The sequence below is a fragment of the Frankia canadensis genome (genome assembly GCF_900197875.1).
Lineage (GTDB): Bacteria > Actinomycetota > Actinomycetes > Frankiales > Frankiaceae > Frankia > Frankia canadensis.
On the sequence record NZ_FZMO01000096.1, the window covers coordinates 1 to 13,617 of the forward strand.

A 13,617-nucleotide genomic window follows, 5' to 3' on the forward strand; every position below is an offset into this window, starting at 1 on the left:
GCGGGCGGGGCGTGCCTGCGCCACGGGGCGGCGCTGCTGTGGCCGACGGCGCCGGGGACGTTCCCGTGGACGACGCTCGGGATCAACGTGGTCGGCTGCGCGGCGATCGGCGTGCTCATGGTCGCCGTCACCACCGGCCTGGTACGCCATCCGCTTCTCCGGCCGCTGGTCGGCGTCGGCGTGCTCGGCGGGTTCACCACGTTCTCGACGTACGCCCTGGACATCCGCACCCTGCTCGCCGAGGGCCGTCCCGCCCTCGCCTTCGCCTACCTGGCGGGAACGATGCTCGGCGCGCTCGGCGCGGTCGCGCTGTCCACCGCCGCCACCCGCCGGATCCTGCGCGGACGGCGACGTTGACCGGGCCGCGGGCAGCACGACGGCGGCCACGACGACGGGGTCACGATGACGCGGTCACGATGACGGGGGGCAGACGGCGATGAGCACGGCGGACGGCACGGAGGGGACGGGCACGCTTGGCGGCTCCCGCGGCGGGACGGACGGGAGCCCCGCCGTGCGCGGGGCCGCCGCGGGGGGAGTACGCGGGGAGCGTGCGCTGCGGCTGACGGTGTTCGTCGGCGACACCGATCTGTCTCGGCACCGGCCGCTGGCCAGCGAGATCGTGGCCCGCGCGCACCGGGCGGGGCTCGCCGGGGCGAGTGTGTTCCGGGGCGTCGAGGGGTTCGGCGCGTCGTCGCGGGTGCACACCGAACGGCTGCTGTCCGCGAGCGGCGACCTGCCGGTGGCCGTCGTCATCGTCGACGACGAGGCGCGTGTGCGCGCGTTCCTGCCCGAGCTCGACGGGTTGGTCGGCGAGGGCGAGGGCCTGGCCGTCCTCGACGAGGTCGAGGTCGTGCGCTACGGCACCCGGGAGGACGGGTGAGCTGGCTGCTGGTGATCGCCGGCGCCGCGCTCGGCGCCCCCCTGCGCTACCTCACCGACCGGGCGGTGCAGGCCCGCCACGACAGCGCCTTCCCCTGGGGCACGTTCACCGTCAACGTCGCCGCGAGCCTCATCCTCGGTCTCGTCACCGGCGCCGTGCTGGCCGGCGCCGCCTCCGACACGGTGTCCCTGCTGGTCGGCACCGGCCTGTGCGGGGCGCTGAGCACCTACTCGACGTTCTCCTACGAGACCCTGCGGCTCGTCGAGGACGGCGCCTGGCTGCTCGCCGCCACCTCCCTCGCTGTCAGCGTTCTCGCCACCTGCCTCGCCGCCGCCGCGGGCGTCTCCCTCACCCAGGCCCTCTGGGGCTGAGCGGGCCACCGGTGGTGCCGCGGGGACGCCACGGGGGTGTGCCTCCCGCGGGCCTCGCATGTGAGCCCCGGCGGCGTCGACCATCACCTCTGCCTTGCGACCCGCGTCCGGGCGCGTTCCGCGGAACGCAATCCCTCATCATGATCTCGGCGTGGCGGTCCCGGAGGCCAGCGGGAGGCGCGCGCAGGCGCGAGACGGCGCACTCTGGATCCCCGAGTGTTTGATCCACGTCGTATGCTCACTCCCGTTGGTATTCGAGGGCCATCGAACATCATGGTTGGGCCCGGCCGGGCGAGGTGGGCCCGACGGCGCGACGCCGGTGGGTGGTGGCCAGCGTGGGAGGAGAGCGTCATGGGGTTGTCGCTGGGACGGGTCGGGGTGTGGACGCCATCGTTCCTGTGGGACGGGCCGGGGGTGGAGCAGGCGGCGGAGCTGGACCGGCTCGGGTACGGGGCGCTGTGGCTCGGGTCGTCGGCGCCGGACCTGCACCTGCCGGCACGGCTGCTCGCCGCGACCAGTCGGATCACCGTGGCGACCGGGATCGTCAACGTCTGGGAGGCCGAACCCGCGCCGCTGGCGGCCGCGTTCGCCTCGCTCGACGCAGCCCATCCCGACCGGTTCCTGCTCGGCCTCGGCGTCAGCCACGCTCCCTTCGTCGAGCGGCTCGGCCACGCCTACACCCGGCCGCTGGCCCGCATGGCAGGCGTCCTCGACGGACTGGACGCGGCGGCGCCGCCGGTGCCGGCGCGGCGCCGGGTCGCCGCGGCGCTGGGGCCCAGGGCGCTGGCGCTGGCCGCCGGGCGCACACTCGGCGCCCATCCGTATCTCGTCACACCGGACTACACGGCGTCGGCGCGCGCGACGCTGGGGGACGGGCCGCTGCTCGCCCCGGACCAGAAGGTCGTGCTCGTCGCCGACCGGGCGCAGGCACGCCGCGTCGCGCGGGCGAATCTCGCCTACTACCTGGCGCTGCCGAACTACGTCCGCAGCCTGCGCACGCTCGGTTTCGGCGACGACGACGTCGCCGGTCAGGGCAGCGACCGTCTCCTCGACGCTCTCTACGCCTTCGGCCCGCCCGCGCGTGCCGCCGAGCGGATCCGCGCGCATCTCGACGCCGGCGCCGACCATGTCGCCGTGCAGGTCCTCGGCGCCGACCTCGACCTCGGCGCCCGGCGCGGTGCACTGCCCGTCGAGAGCTGGCGGGCCATGGCCGCCGAGCTGCTGTAGACCGAGGGTCGCTCGGGGCGGGCCGCCACGGGGACCGGACCGCCATGGCCGAGACGTGGCCGCTGGGCGCGGTCGGGCTGGCGATGCCTGCGTCCGTACACACACGCCGGACGCCTCCTGCCGGCGTGCCGGCGGGAGGCGTCAGCGGACGGTGGGGTCAGCGAGAGGATCAGCGGTGCAGCGCGCGGCTGCGGCCGCCGACGGCACGCCAGACGAGCAGCACGACGATGGCCCCGAGGATCGAGCCGATGACACCGGAGGGCTGCAGCGCGCCCTCGCCGAGGTCCTTGCCGAACAGGACGTAGCCGAGGAAACCGCCGACGAACGAGCCGATCACGCCGAGCAGGATCGTCGCGGGAATGCTCATCGGGTCACGGCCGGGCACGAGCAGACGGGCGACGGCGCCCGCGATGAGACCGAGGATCACCCAGGCGATGAGGGTCCAGCGCATGACGAGGGCCTCCGGCGAGTGCGGATCACCGGCGGGTCGGCCGGTGATCGACGACAGGTTGGATCTCGATGTCCCCCCGCTGTCGCCTTGACAAACCATCCCGGATGCGCAGTGCGCCCGACACCGGGCGGGCCGCGCCCGTTCGTCCACAGGCGGTGGTCGTTGTCCACCGGGCGACGCACCACCTTCTGGCCCGGGCCGGCCGGTCGTACGATGCGATCGAGGCCGGCGACAGGTCCGACCCGTGCGCGAAGGATGGTAGTTGTGCCTGACATCGGTGCGCCCGAGCTTCTGATCATTCTCCTGGTCGTCGTCGTGCTGTTCGGCGCGAAGCGGCTGCCCGACGCGGCCCGTTCCCTCGGTCGTTCGATGAGGATCTTCAAGTCCGAGGTGAAGGGCCTGCGCGAGGACGACCAGCCCACCACCGCGCCCGCGGCGGCGAGCGGCCCGCCCGCCGTCGCGCCCGCTGCGACGGCCCCCGCGGCACCGGCACCCCCGGTCGTGGCGGCGCCCGCCCCGCAGGAACCCTCGGTCCAGTCCCGCTGACGGCGGGCGGGCCGCCGCGGTGGCCCTCCCGCCGGTTCCCGCCGGCGCCCGGCCGCGTGCCGCGCGCGGCGTCCGCCATCTTCGGTATGCCCGCAGATCGGGCTCGCCGGCCGGGTGGGGGCTGATGGACCGAGCTCGGGAGGGACGCGACGTCATGGACCGACGAATGGTGCTGCGCTCGACGGCGGCGGCCCTCGGCGCCGCCGCACTGTCCGGCACCGCCGCCGCCTGCAACCGTTCCTCCGACTCCTCCGACTCCTCCGATTTCTCCGACTCCTCCGCGGCGCCCAGGGCCGCGGCTGCTCGTGCGTCAGCCACGAGCCGGGCGCTCACCCACCCAGGGCCTGGCCCATACGGGTCACCGCGCGCGGCGGACCGGTTCGGCGTGGCGCTGCCCGCGGGTTTCACCAGCCGGATCCTCGCTCACTGCCGGGTCCAGGTCGCCTCGACGGACTACGTCTGGCCGGATGGTCCGTGCGGCGGCGGATGCCTGCCCGGTGCGGGGGGCGGGTGGACCTATGTCGCGAACTCCGGAGTGACGTTCGGCGGCGGCGCCTCGGCCCTGCGGTTGCGACCGGACGGCTCCGTGGCATCCGCGGAGCGTGTCCTGCACGGCATCACCCAGCCGCGCGCCGGCGGCGCCACGCCGTGGGGCACCTGGCTGGTCTGTGAGGGCCTCTTCGCCGGCCGAGTATACGAGGTGTACCCGGACGGCTCCCGGGCGGCGGTGGGCCGCCCGGCGCTGGGCCGCTTCGCCCATCAGGGCGTGGCCTGCGATCCCGACGACCGCGTGCTCTACCTGACCGAGGACCGGTCGGACGGCTGCCTGTACCGGTTCCGTCCCGACCGGTGGGGTGATCTGTCCCGCGGCAGCCTCGAGGTTCTGGTCGGCGATCCGGGCGCGGGCCCCGACCACGTGCGCTGGGCCCGGGTGACGGACCCGGACGGCTTCCCTCGCGCCACCCGCCGCCAGGCCCGCGACGCGCGCGCCTTCGACCGGGCCGCGGGCTGCTGGTACGCCAACGGCGTCTGCTACGTCACGACCCGGGGCGACGGGCGGCTGTGGGCGCTACGCACCGTCTCCGGTGGGACAGCCGTCTCCGGTGGGACAGCCATCTTCGGTGGGACGCCGCCGACGTCGATCGGCCAGCTCACCGCCGCCCGTTCGGGGGATCTGTTCGTCGCGGCGGGGCGTGGCGAGCCGGCGCTGACGCTCATCACGTCGGCCGGCGAGGCCGCACCGTTCCTGCGCCTGCCCGGGCACCGCGGTTCCGAGATCACCGGTCCCGCGTTCAGCCCGGACGGCACCCGGCTGTATCTCTCGTCCCGTCGTGGCGTCACCGGGCGTGACCGCAGCGGCATCACCTTCGAGATCACCGGACCGTTCCGCGCGGCGGCCGACTGACCGGCTTTCCTGATGTTGACGTCAACTTCACCTATATGATCCGGGCATGCTCCCCACCGATCTGATGACCGTCGGCGAGCTGTCCCGGCGCAGCGGCTTCGCCCCGTCGGCGCTGCGCTACTACGAGCGACAGGGCCTGCTCTCCGCCACCCGCACCAGCGGTGGCCAGCGCCGCTACGAGCGGCATGTGCTGCGCCGGCTCGCGTTCATCCGGGCGGCCACCGCCGTCGGTCTGAGTCTGGACGAGGTCGCCGCCGCCCTGTCCGCCCTGCCCGACACGCGCACTCCGACGAAGGCCGACTGGGCGGTCATCTCCCGGCGCTGGCGGGCCCGACTCGACGAGGACATCGCCGCCCTGGTAGCCCTGCGTGACGGGCTCGAGGCCTGCATCGGCTGCGGCTGCCTGTCGCTGCGGCGCTGCCGGATCTCCAACCCGCAGGATCGGATCGCCGCGCGCGGCCCCGGCGCCCGGGTTCTGCCGGCATCCCTGCGCCGCGCGCCCCAGCATCACCACGGCGGCCACCGCCCCCCGCCGGACGACGCGAACCCCTGCGCGCGTGAGCGGTTCGACGACCCGTCCGCATCTGGGCAGCACCGGTTGGATAGGACAGAGTCTGCGGCAGGACAATGCGGACAGGGGTCCTGAGGAGGGGTCGTGGGGGATTCATACGGCGCGTTGCGATCCGGTGGCGGCGGTAACGCCCTGCCGTCCGGGGGCGCGCTGCCAAGCCGTACGGCCCGGCCGCCGGTTGACGTGTCTCCCGCCGGGATCGGGCCGGTTCGGGCCCGCCGGCGCCGGCCGGTGATCGTCGGGCTCGGGGGGGCGACCCGGGCGGACTCCGCCACCCACCTGGTGCTGGCGGCGACGCTCGGCAGCATGGCCCAGGCGGGCGCCGAGACCATCCTGTTCGGCGCCGCCGAGCTGGACCTGCCGATGTACGCCCCCGAACGGCCCGAACGGACCCCCGCGACGCTACGGCTACTCACGGCCGTGGAGCGCTGCGACGCGCTCGTGGTCGCCACCCCGGGCTATCACGGCGCCATGTCCGGGATGGTGAAGAACGCGCTGGACTACCTCGAGGATCTGCGCGGCGCACCGAGGCCGTACCTCGACGGGCGCGCAGTCGGCCTGATCGTGTCCGCGACGGGCGCGCAGGAGGCCGGCACGACGCTGAGCGCGCTGCGCTCGACCGTGCATGCCCTGCGCGGCTGGCCGACACCCCTGGGCGTGGCGTTCGGCGCGGGGGACGGCGTCGTCGACGCCCACGGCCGGGTGACGGACTCGGCGACGGCGACGCTGCTGGAGGCGCTCGTCGATCAGATCATGGGCTTCACCTACGCCTGGTCGCAGGTGATCTGAGCCGACCCCCGCGCCGACTCACCCTGACGTACCGGGCCGAACCGGGCGGGTCTACGGTGGCCGCGGCAAGGACGGACGGTCAAGGAGGCGGCAGGGTGCGACGACGATTCGGGCTGCGTGGGCTCGCCGGGGCGGGTGTCGCCGCCATGGTCGCGGCGACGCTCGCCGCGTGCGGCGGCTCGTCGGGTGGCGGCTCGGCGGGTGGCGCGGCCGCCGCGGGCACTCCGGTCAAGCTCATGATCATCGCACCCACGGGTACGCCGGGAACCAACTACCCCGAGATGGTGGCCGCGGCGCGCGCCGCGGTGCGCGGTGTCAACGCCCGCGGCGGGATCAGCGGGCATCCGGTCGAACTCGAGCACTGCAACGAGAAGAACGATCCCGCGGCCGCGAAGAAGTGCGCCCAGCAGGCCGTGGACGACAAGGTGCTGGCCGTCGTCGCAGAGGTGAGCGGCAGCGGCGGGATCATGCCGATCCTGCAGAACGCGGGCATCCCGTCGATCGGCTCGTCCGGCGTCTCGGCGGACGGCTCCGAGCTCAGCTCCCCGATCAGCTATGTCATCAGCCCGCTGACGTTCTACCCGGCGGTCTGCCCGTCGCTGCTGGCGAAGGCGGGGGCGGGCCGGATCGGGCTGGTCGGCTACGACCTCAGCGCCAGCGACCGGCTGATCACCATGGCCGAGGGCGGCGGGAAGGCCGTGAACCACCCGATCGACCCGAAGATCCGCATCCCGATCACCACCAGCGACTTCACCCCGGCGATCTCCCAGCTGACCCGCTCCGGCGCGGACGGCGCCGTGCTGGTCGTGTTCGACCAGGCCGCCTACGCGGTGATCGGCAAGGCCGGCCAGCAGATCCGCACCTGTCACGCGGGCGGCACGCTGTCGCCGAAGTACCTGGCCACGCTCGGCCCCGCCGCCGACAAGCTGGTCATCGCCACCGCGTTCCCGGAGCTGAGCCAGGCCGCGCAGTTCCCCGAGGTGGCCCGGATGGTCCGGGAGCTGGAGGCCGAGCAGGCCGCCGGTGACCCCGACGCCGCCCCGGCGCTGCGCACGACGACCACCACCACCGGCGCCTGGCTGTCCGTGCAGATCGCCGAGAAGGTCGGCAGCCAGGTCTCCGGCGAGCTGACCGCGAAGAACCTGCTCGCCCAGCTCGGCCGGACGAAGCATCTGGACCTCGGTGGCATCGTCCCGCCGCTGGACCTGACGGCGACCACCCCGATCCCAGGCGCCGAGCGGATCTTCAACACGACGCTGCGCGGCGCCCGCTGGGACAGCGCGTCGAAGTCGTTCGTCCCACTCGGCACCGAGACCTACGACGGCCTGGCCATCCTGCGCCGCGCGGCGTCCTGAGCCAGGCGGAGCCCCTGAGTCAGGCGGGGCCCTGAGTCAGGCGCCTTCTCGCGTCAGGTGACGGCGAGGGCGGCGGGCTCCGGCTCGCCCAGGTAGGCGGCCCGCACCCGGGGGTGGGCCGCCACCTGGGCCGGGGTGCCCTCGGCGATGAGCTCGCCGGCGTCGAGCACCACGACCCGGTCGCAGACGTCCATGATCACGTCCATGTCGTGCTCGTTGAGCAGGATGCCGAGGCCCCAGTCGTCGGCGAGGCGGCGCAGCAGGGCCGCGACCTCGGCGCTCTCCGACTCGTCGAGCCCGGCGCAGGGCTCGTCGAGCAGCAGGACGGACGGCCCGGCGGCGACGGCGCGGGCGATCGCGAGCAGGCGGCGCCGGCCGTAGGGCAGGTCGGAGACGACCCGCAGCAGGTCGGGGCGCAGCCCGAAGGCGTCGACGGCGGCGAGCGCCGCGGCGGGCAGCGGGCGCGCGCGCGGGACCAGCAGATCGCTGAGATAGGCGCGGGCATCGCGGCCGTCGCTGGCGGCCTGGATGTTCTCCAGCACGGTGAGGTCCTCGAACAGCTCCAGGTTCTGGAACGACCGGCTCAGCCCGGCGCGGGCCCGGCGGTGCGCGGGCAGGCGGTCGAGACGCTCACCGCCGAGCATCATCGAGGTGGCCGACGCCTGCGCGTAGCCGGTGATGGCATCGATGACCGTCGTCTTGCCCGCGCCGTTCGGGCCGATCATCCCGACGACCTGGCCCGGCAGCACCCGCAGGTCCACCCCGCGCACCGCGGCGACCGCGCCGAAGCGGACCGTCAGCCCCCACACCGACAGCACCGCCGGTGAGGCGGCCACCGCCGCAGAGACGGCCACCGTGGCGTCCACGGCGGGGCCGAGTACCCGGGTCAGCCGGGTGTCGTCGGCGCGGGTGCGGCGTTCGGCGGCGCCGGGGACGAAGCGGTCGTAGAGCCGGCGGGCGGAGCGTGCGTTCTCCGGCGCCATGCCCCCGCCGGAGCGGGACAGCACCGCGACCAGCACTATTCCGCCGATCAGCGGCACGTAGCGGTCGAGGTTGGCGAGCCAGTGCCGCACCGCGCCGCCGAGGACCGCGGCGAGGACGGCGGCCCCGAGCGCCGCGATCCACGGCAGCCAGCGCCGCGCCGTCGCGCCGAGCCGGCCGGGGAACGAGGCCCTGTTCGTCAGCGCCGCGCCGCCGGCCAGGCCCAGCAGGCCGGCGAGCGCGGCGAGCAGGACCCGCAGCAGCGCGCCGAGCCGGCCGAGCCATTCCCCGACCGCCGCGCCGAGCCGGGTCGCGAGCGCCCCGGCGGCCATGGTGGCGCCGGCGAACGACCCGCTGACCCAGCCGACGCCGCCGACGACCGCGTAGGCGATGAGCAGGATCGATGAGAACGGCGCGAACGTCCCGTCACCGAAGTCGAGGTTGCCGCGCTGCCCGTAGACGAAGAACGCGTAGAGCACGCCGCCGAAGCCGGCGATGGCCGCGGACAGCGCGAACGCGTACAGCTTGGCGCCGACGACGCTGATGCCCAGCGCCGCCGCGGCCCGCTCGTTGGTGCGCACCGCGATCAGCCGCCGCCCGGCCCGGCCGCGGCGCAGGTTGGCGACGGCGAGCGCGACGAGGACGAACGCGAGCACCGACACCGTCGCGAAGCCCCGCGGGTCGGTGACCGTGTCGAGGGGGACGCCGAGGAAGCGCTGGCGGCCCACGACGGTCCCCTCCGGCGAGGCGAGGTCACCGAACAGCGAGCCCAGCGCCCTGGCGCTCGCCGGCGGCGGCGAGTGGTAGCCGCGCTGGAACAGCAGCGCGTCGACGGCGGCGCCGAGGCCGAGCGTCACGACCGCGAGCTGCAGGCCCCGGGTGCGCAGCGCCGGCAGCGCGAACAGGAGCCCGACGACGGCGGTGCCGGCCACCCCGACGGCCATCGCCGCCTCCAGCGGCCAGCCGCGGGTCGCCACCAGCCGCCCGGCGATCAGCGCCGCGATCCCGGAGAACGCGAGCTGCGCCAGCGACAGCTGCCCGGTGTACCCGACGAGCACGACCACGGACAGGATGATCAGCGCCCACAGGGCGTTGGCGTCGAGCGCGTCCACCCAGTCGTGCGGCAGCACCCACCAGATCGCCGCGAGCGCCGCGGCGACGGTGACGGCGAGCGCCCGCGGATGGACCCGGCCGCTGCCGAGCACCGGGTGCCGCTCGGCGAGGTGCCCTCGCTCGGGCAGGCCCCGCCCGCGCACGGCCAGGTAGAAGACGATGACGGCGAGCGGCACCGCCCGGTCGACGCCCCGCCAGAACGGGTGACGGGCGACGAGCTGGTACTGCGTCTCCACCTCGATGACGCCGAGGACGAGCCCGCCGAGCAGCACTCCGGGGAACGAGCGGAACCGGGTGACCAGCGCGACGGCCAGCGCGGGGACGATGAGCAACAGCAGGTTCGCCGAGGACAGTGGGTTCTGCAGCGGGGCGAGCAGCACGCCGGCGAGCCCGGCCAGGCCCGAGCCGAGACCCCAGGCGCCGGCGGCGACCGCGTCGACCGACCACCCCAGCGCCGCGGTGGCCCGCGGGTTCTCGGTGGCGGCGCTCGCGGCGAGACCGAGGGTGGTGCACCGGAACAGCGCCCACAGCCCCGCGATCAGGACGGCGACCGCGCCGAGCCGGACGAACACGTCGACTCCGATGGACTCGCCGAACAGCCGCACCGATCCGGTCGGCAGCACCGTCGGTGACGTGCGTACCGCGCCGGCGAACATCAGTGTCAGCGACGACTGCAGGATGATCAGGAGCCCGAGGGTGGCCATCAGCCGCAGCAGCGGGGTCGCCTCCCGCAACGGGCGCATGACCAGCAGGTGGAAACCGACGCCGATCGCCATCGTGGAGGCGACCGCGAGCAGCGCCGCCGGCGCCAGCGGCAGCCCCCACGCCCCGTGCAGGCCGTGGAAGGCGTAGGCCGCCCAGGCCACCAACGCGCCCTGTGCCATGTTGAGCACGCCGGCGCCCCGCGCGATCACGACCACGCCGGCGGCGACCAGCGCGTACAGCGCACCCGACCCGAGGCTGAGCAGCGCGAAGCCCATGACGTCGTCCACGACCGGTCCCACCCTGCTCCGGGCACCGCCGCACGACGGCACCCTGCGTCATGCCCGCGGCGATCCCTGCGCGGCCGAACTCACGCGGCCGAATTCACTCCGGGACCCCGAAGCCGTTGATCACGGCAACCCGAACGCGACGGTATGGCCGAGGTGTCCGGCCTGACAAGCAAACCCACCACAACGCCGACTTCGTATCGTGGACGCTCGGATGCCTGAAACGGCACGTGAGGATGGCGGTGGGACGGATGACAGAGCTGGTGCCCGGTGCCAACGCACCCCTGCCCCAGGGCCCCGTCCTGGTTCGCCTGAGCGGACCGTTCGATCTGTGTGCGCTGGTCGTCTCCGCGCACGGGAAGGTCGACGGGGACGGCGACTTCGTCTTCTACAACCAGCCGCGCGCCGCGGGCGTCACGCTGGCCGGCGGCGAGGTGACGGTCGACCCGGCGGCGCTGCGCCCCGGCGCCGACCGGGTGGTGATCATGGCCAGTCCCGAGGACGGGACCACCCCCTTCGGGCAGCTACCGGCCCCGGTGGTGACGCTGCACAACGGCCGGGGCAGCGTCCTGGTCCACTTCGCCCCGCCGCCGCTGACCCGCGAGACGGTACTGACCCTGGTCGAGATCTACCGCCGCGGGCCGGGGTGGAAGGTCCGCGCCGTCGGCCAGGGCTACGCCGACGGCCTCGCCGGCCTCGCCCGCGACTACGGCGTGGCGGGCTCGCGCCGATGCTCGCCCAGGTGGTCGTGCTGACCAACCGGGAGCGCGAGAAGGCGGGGCTCGCGCCGCTGGGCGTCGACCCGATGCTGTGCGCCGCCGCGGACGCGCACAGCCGGGACATGGCGGCCCGCGACTTCTTCGCCCACACCAGCCCCGACGGGCGGACCGTCTCCGACCGGGTGACGGCGCTGGGCTACCGCTACTCGCGGGTCGCGGAGAACATCGCCGCCGGTCAGACGACCGCCGAGGAGGTCGTCACCGGCTGGATGAACAGCCCCGGGCACCGCGCGAACATCCTCATCCCGCAGCTGCGACAGATCGGCGTCGGCCACGCGACCGGCGGCGAGTACGGCACCTACTGGACGCAGGTCTTCGGCACCCAGCTCTGACGGACGGCACTGCTCTGACGGGCGTATCCACATCGAACCAGGTTTGATGAGGTGCATGGATGCCGCGCCGGGCCGGGCGGACCGGGGCTGGATCCGCCAGGCCATCGCCCGGGTCGAGGCCGACACCAACCGCTCGGCCGACACCCATCTGCTGTCGCTGCCGCTGTGGCCGACCGGGCGGGGCGTGGACGTCTACCTCAAGGACGAGTCGACGCATCCGACCGGCTCGCTCAAGCACCGCCTCGCCCGCTCGCTGTTCCTGTACGGGTTGTGCAACGGCTGGATCTGTGCGGGCACGACGATCGTCGAGGCGTCCTCGGGCTCCACCGCCATCTCGGAGGCGTACTTCGCCCGGATGCTCGGCCTTCCGTTCGTCGCGGTGATGCCGGCGTCGACGAGCGCCGCGAAGATCGCGCTGATCGAGCGGGAGGGTGGGCGCTGCCATCTCGTCGAGGACGCGACGACCGTCTACGACGAGGCGCAACGCCTCGCGACGGCCACTGGCGGCCACTACATGGACCAGTTCACCTACGCCGAGCGGGCGACGGACTGGCGGGGCAACAACAACATCGCCGAGTCGATCTTCAGTCAGATGTCGCTGGAACGCCATCCGGTGCCGGCGTGGATCGTCGTCGGCGCCGGCACCGGCGGCACCAGCGCGACGATCGGCCGCTACCTGCGCTACCGCCAGCACGACACCGCCCTGTGTGTCGTCGACCCGGAGGGTTCGGCGTTCCACCGCTCATGGACGACCGGAGACCCGAGCGTGCTCGCGCCGGGCTCGCGGATCGAGGGCATCGGGCGACCGCGGGTCGAGCCGAGCTTCCTGCCCGACGTCGTGGACCGGATGATCCGCGTGCCGGACGCGGCGTCCATCGCCGCGATGCGCCTGCTGCGCGAACTCACCGGCCGCCGCGCCGGCCCGTCCACCGGCACGAACCTGTGGGGCGCCCTGCGGCTCGCCTGCGAGCTCGTCGCCGACGGCCGCACCGGCAGCGTCGTGACCCTGCTCTGCGACTCCGGCGACCGCTACACCGACACCTACTACTCCCCCGCCTGGCTCGCCGCCGCCACCATCGACCCCACGGCGAGCTCCGGCATCCTCCACCACGCCGTCACCACCGCCACCTGGCCCGGCGCCTGACCGGTGGTCAGCGCCATCGCCACGTGCCGTTCACGAGTACCGCGGAGATCTCCTCGACGGAGTCGAACGTGCCGTCGGCGACGCCCGTCACCAGGTCGTAGGCCTCGTCATTGGTGAGGGTCAACCGATGCCCGTTCAGGCCGTAGAAGGCGATGACCGCGCCCAGAGCCAGGCGCTTGTTACCGTCGACGAGAGCGTGGTTGCGGGCCAGCGAGTGCGCGAGGGCGGCGGCCTTGTCGTGCAGCGACGCGTAGGCATCCCGCCCGAACACGCTCGCCTGCGGCCGGGCCAGCGCCGATTCCAGCAGGCCGTGGTCACGGACCTGCGGCGGCGCATACAGAACGCGTTCGGCGACACGCAACAGCTCGGAGAGATTCAGATAGATCATTCGCCGAGGCGACGGAGCGCCTCCGCGTATCGGGGCAGTTCCTCGTCGAGAACCCGATCAAGAAGATCAGCACGGCTGTGCGCTTCGATGTACTCCCGAATCGCCTGCCGAGCGACTTCCTGCATCGAGCGGTGCTCCAACTCGGAACGACGCCGCAGGCCCTCGGCCTCGTCGTCACTCAGGCGCAGAGTCATGGCCATGGCCGATGGTATCACTGGCGATACCATCTGGCGACAGGCTGGCCCCGCAGGATGATGAGGTCGGGGGTGGCGAGGACGGCGAGGTCGGTGCGGGGG

At 74.0% G+C, this 13,617-nt stretch carries 16 protein-coding genes; 12 read left to right on the top strand and 4 right to left on the bottom strand.

Translation table 11 applies throughout. The features are described from left to right. The 4 genes from C1A33_RS09935 to C1A33_RS09950 all read left to right on the top strand — a co-directional run. On the top strand, nucleotides 1-357 hold a 357-nt coding region (locus tag C1A33_RS09935; RefSeq protein ID WP_101831229.1), incomplete at its 5' end, for a fluoride efflux transporter FluC. 79 nt (nucleotides 358-436) lie between these two features. After that, nucleotides 437-880 carry a DUF190 domain-containing protein gene (locus C1A33_RS09940; protein ID WP_101831230.1) on the top strand — a complete coding sequence of 148 codons (444 nt, stop codon included), beginning with the start codon at nucleotides 437-439 and terminating at the stop codon, nucleotides 878-880. After that, on the top strand, nucleotides 877-1,251 hold the full coding sequence (locus tag C1A33_RS09945; RefSeq protein ID WP_101831231.1) for a fluoride efflux transporter FluC: 375 nt from the start codon (nucleotides 877-879) through the stop codon (nucleotides 1,249-1,251). Before C1A33_RS09940 ends, C1A33_RS09945 begins: the two co-directional genes overlap by 4 nt. 351 nt (nucleotides 1,252-1,602) lie before the next feature. Next, the gene (locus tag C1A33_RS09950; RefSeq protein ID WP_101831232.1) at nucleotides 1,603-2,478 is read left to right on the top strand and encodes a TIGR03620 family F420-dependent LLM class oxidoreductase; all 876 of its coding nucleotides are present in this window, start codon (nucleotides 1,603-1,605) and stop codon (nucleotides 2,476-2,478) included. Between the two features lie 169 nt (nucleotides 2,479-2,647). On the opposite strand, the gene C1A33_RS09955 is transcribed toward C1A33_RS09950, so the two are convergent. After that, nucleotides 2,648-2,929, bottom strand: coding sequence for a GlsB/YeaQ/YmgE family stress response membrane protein (locus C1A33_RS09955; RefSeq protein ID WP_101831233.1), 282 nt, complete (start codon nucleotides 2,927-2,929; stop codon nucleotides 2,648-2,650). Between the two features lie 255 nt (nucleotides 2,930-3,184). Between C1A33_RS09955 and tatA the strand changes: the two genes are divergently transcribed. The 5 genes from tatA (at nucleotide 3,185) to C1A33_RS09980 (ending at nucleotide 7,595) form a co-directional block, all read left to right on the top strand. Further along, nucleotides 3,185-3,475 (top strand): Sec-independent protein translocase subunit TatA, encoded by a 291-nt coding sequence (tatA, locus tag C1A33_RS09960; RefSeq protein ID WP_423748056.1) that lies wholly within the window; start codon nucleotides 3,185-3,187, stop codon nucleotides 3,473-3,475. 154 nt (nucleotides 3,476-3,629) lie between these two features. Next, nucleotides 3,630-4,880, top strand: a complete 1,251-nt coding sequence (locus C1A33_RS09965; protein WP_101831235.1) for an alkaline phosphatase PhoX — start codon at nucleotides 3,630-3,632, stop codon at nucleotides 4,878-4,880. 46 nt (nucleotides 4,881-4,926) lie between these two features. Next, nucleotides 4,927-5,526 (top strand): redox-sensitive transcriptional activator SoxR, encoded by a 600-nt coding sequence (gene soxR, locus C1A33_RS09970; protein WP_101831236.1) that lies wholly within the window; start codon nucleotides 4,927-4,929, stop codon nucleotides 5,524-5,526. Between the two features lie 9 nt (nucleotides 5,527-5,535). Next, nucleotides 5,536-6,240, top strand: a complete 705-nt coding sequence (locus C1A33_RS09975; protein ID WP_243407376.1) for an NADPH-dependent FMN reductase — start codon at nucleotides 5,536-5,538, stop codon at nucleotides 6,238-6,240. Nucleotides 6,241-6,335: 95 nt separating this feature from the next. Continuing rightward, entirely contained in the window at nucleotides 6,336-7,595 is a 1,260-nt protein-coding gene (locus C1A33_RS09980; protein WP_101831237.1) for an ABC transporter substrate-binding protein, read from the top strand. A 53-nt stretch (nucleotides 7,596-7,648) separates the two neighbouring features. Here the strand turns inward: C1A33_RS09980 and C1A33_RS09985 are convergent, their stop codons facing one another. Then, complete coding sequence (locus C1A33_RS09985) at nucleotides 7,649-10,681, bottom strand: branched-chain amino acid ABC transporter permease/ATP-binding protein (protein ID WP_101831241.1); 3,033 nt, start codon at nucleotides 10,679-10,681, stop codon at nucleotides 7,649-7,651. A 248-nt stretch (nucleotides 10,682-10,929) separates the two neighbouring features. On the opposite strand from C1A33_RS09985, the gene C1A33_RS38310 reads away from it, so the two are divergent. The 3 genes from C1A33_RS38310 to cds1 are packed head-to-tail and all read left to right on the top strand — an operon-like array spanning nucleotide 10,930 to nucleotide 12,933. Continuing rightward, the gene (locus C1A33_RS38310; RefSeq protein ID WP_480014315.1) at nucleotides 10,930-11,433 is read left to right on the top strand and encodes a TerD family protein; all 504 of its coding nucleotides are present in this window, start codon (nucleotides 10,930-10,932) and stop codon (nucleotides 11,431-11,433) included. Beyond that, nucleotides 11,409-11,789 carry a CAP domain-containing protein gene (locus tag C1A33_RS38315; RefSeq protein WP_480014316.1) on the top strand — a complete coding sequence of 127 codons (381 nt, stop codon included), beginning with the start codon at nucleotides 11,409-11,411 and terminating at the stop codon, nucleotides 11,787-11,789. The genes C1A33_RS38310 and C1A33_RS38315 overlap by 25 nt, the downstream gene beginning before the upstream one ends. Nucleotides 11,790-11,844: 55 nt before the next feature. Continuing rightward, entirely contained in the window at nucleotides 11,845-12,933 is a 1,089-nt protein-coding gene (cds1, locus tag C1A33_RS09995; protein WP_101831238.1) for an L-cysteine desulfhydrase Cds1, read from the top strand. Between the two features lie 7 nt (nucleotides 12,934-12,940). Here cds1 and C1A33_RS10000 read toward each other — a convergent pair whose 3' ends face one another. Together C1A33_RS10000 and C1A33_RS10005 are read right to left on the bottom strand one after the other, a co-directional pair. Continuing rightward, nucleotides 12,941-13,321 carry a type II toxin-antitoxin system death-on-curing family toxin gene (locus C1A33_RS10000; protein ID WP_101831239.1) on the bottom strand — a complete coding sequence of 127 codons (381 nt, stop codon included), beginning with the start codon at nucleotides 13,319-13,321 and terminating at the stop codon, nucleotides 12,941-12,943. Continuing rightward, nucleotides 13,318-13,521: a ribbon-helix-helix protein, CopG family gene (locus tag C1A33_RS10005; RefSeq protein ID WP_243407377.1), complete on the bottom strand. Its 204-nt coding sequence runs from the start codon at nucleotides 13,519-13,521 to the stop codon at nucleotides 13,318-13,320. The genes C1A33_RS10000 and C1A33_RS10005 overlap by 4 nt, the downstream gene beginning before the upstream one ends. Nucleotides 13,522-13,617: the final 96 nt, after the last annotated feature.

Coding starts and splice junctions, on each gene's coding strand:
- C1A33_RS10005 (WP_243407377.1), bottom strand. CDS start 13,521: ATGGCCATGACTCTGCGCCTGAGTGACGACGAGGCCGAGGGCCTGCGG.
- cds1 (WP_101831238.1), top strand. CDS start 11,845: ATGGATGCCGCGCCGGGCCGGGCGGACCGGGGCTGGATCCGCCAGGCC.
- C1A33_RS09955 (WP_101831233.1), bottom strand. CDS start 2,929: ATGCGCTGGACCCTCATCGCCTGGGTGATCCTCGGTCTCATCGCGGGC.
- C1A33_RS38315 (WP_480014316.1), top strand. CDS start 11,409: ATGCTCGCCCAGGTGGTCGTGCTGACCAACCGGGAGCGCGAGAAGGCG.
- C1A33_RS09950 (WP_101831232.1), top strand. CDS start 1,603: ATGGGGTTGTCGCTGGGACGGGTCGGGGTGTGGACGCCATCGTTCCTG.
- soxR (WP_101831236.1), top strand. CDS start 4,927: ATGCTCCCCACCGATCTGATGACCGTCGGCGAGCTGTCCCGGCGCAGC.
- C1A33_RS09940 (WP_101831230.1), top strand. CDS start 437: ATGAGCACGGCGGACGGCACGGAGGGGACGGGCACGCTTGGCGGCTCC.
- C1A33_RS09965 (WP_101831235.1), top strand. CDS start 3,630: ATGGACCGACGAATGGTGCTGCGCTCGACGGCGGCGGCCCTCGGCGCC.
- C1A33_RS10000 (WP_101831239.1), bottom strand. CDS start 13,321: ATGATCTATCTGAATCTCTCCGAGCTGTTGCGTGTCGCCGAACGCGTT.
- C1A33_RS38310 (WP_480014315.1), top strand. CDS start 10,930: ATGACAGAGCTGGTGCCCGGTGCCAACGCACCCCTGCCCCAGGGCCCC.
- tatA (WP_423748056.1), top strand. CDS start 3,185: ATGGTAGTTGTGCCTGACATCGGTGCGCCCGAGCTTCTGATCATTCTC.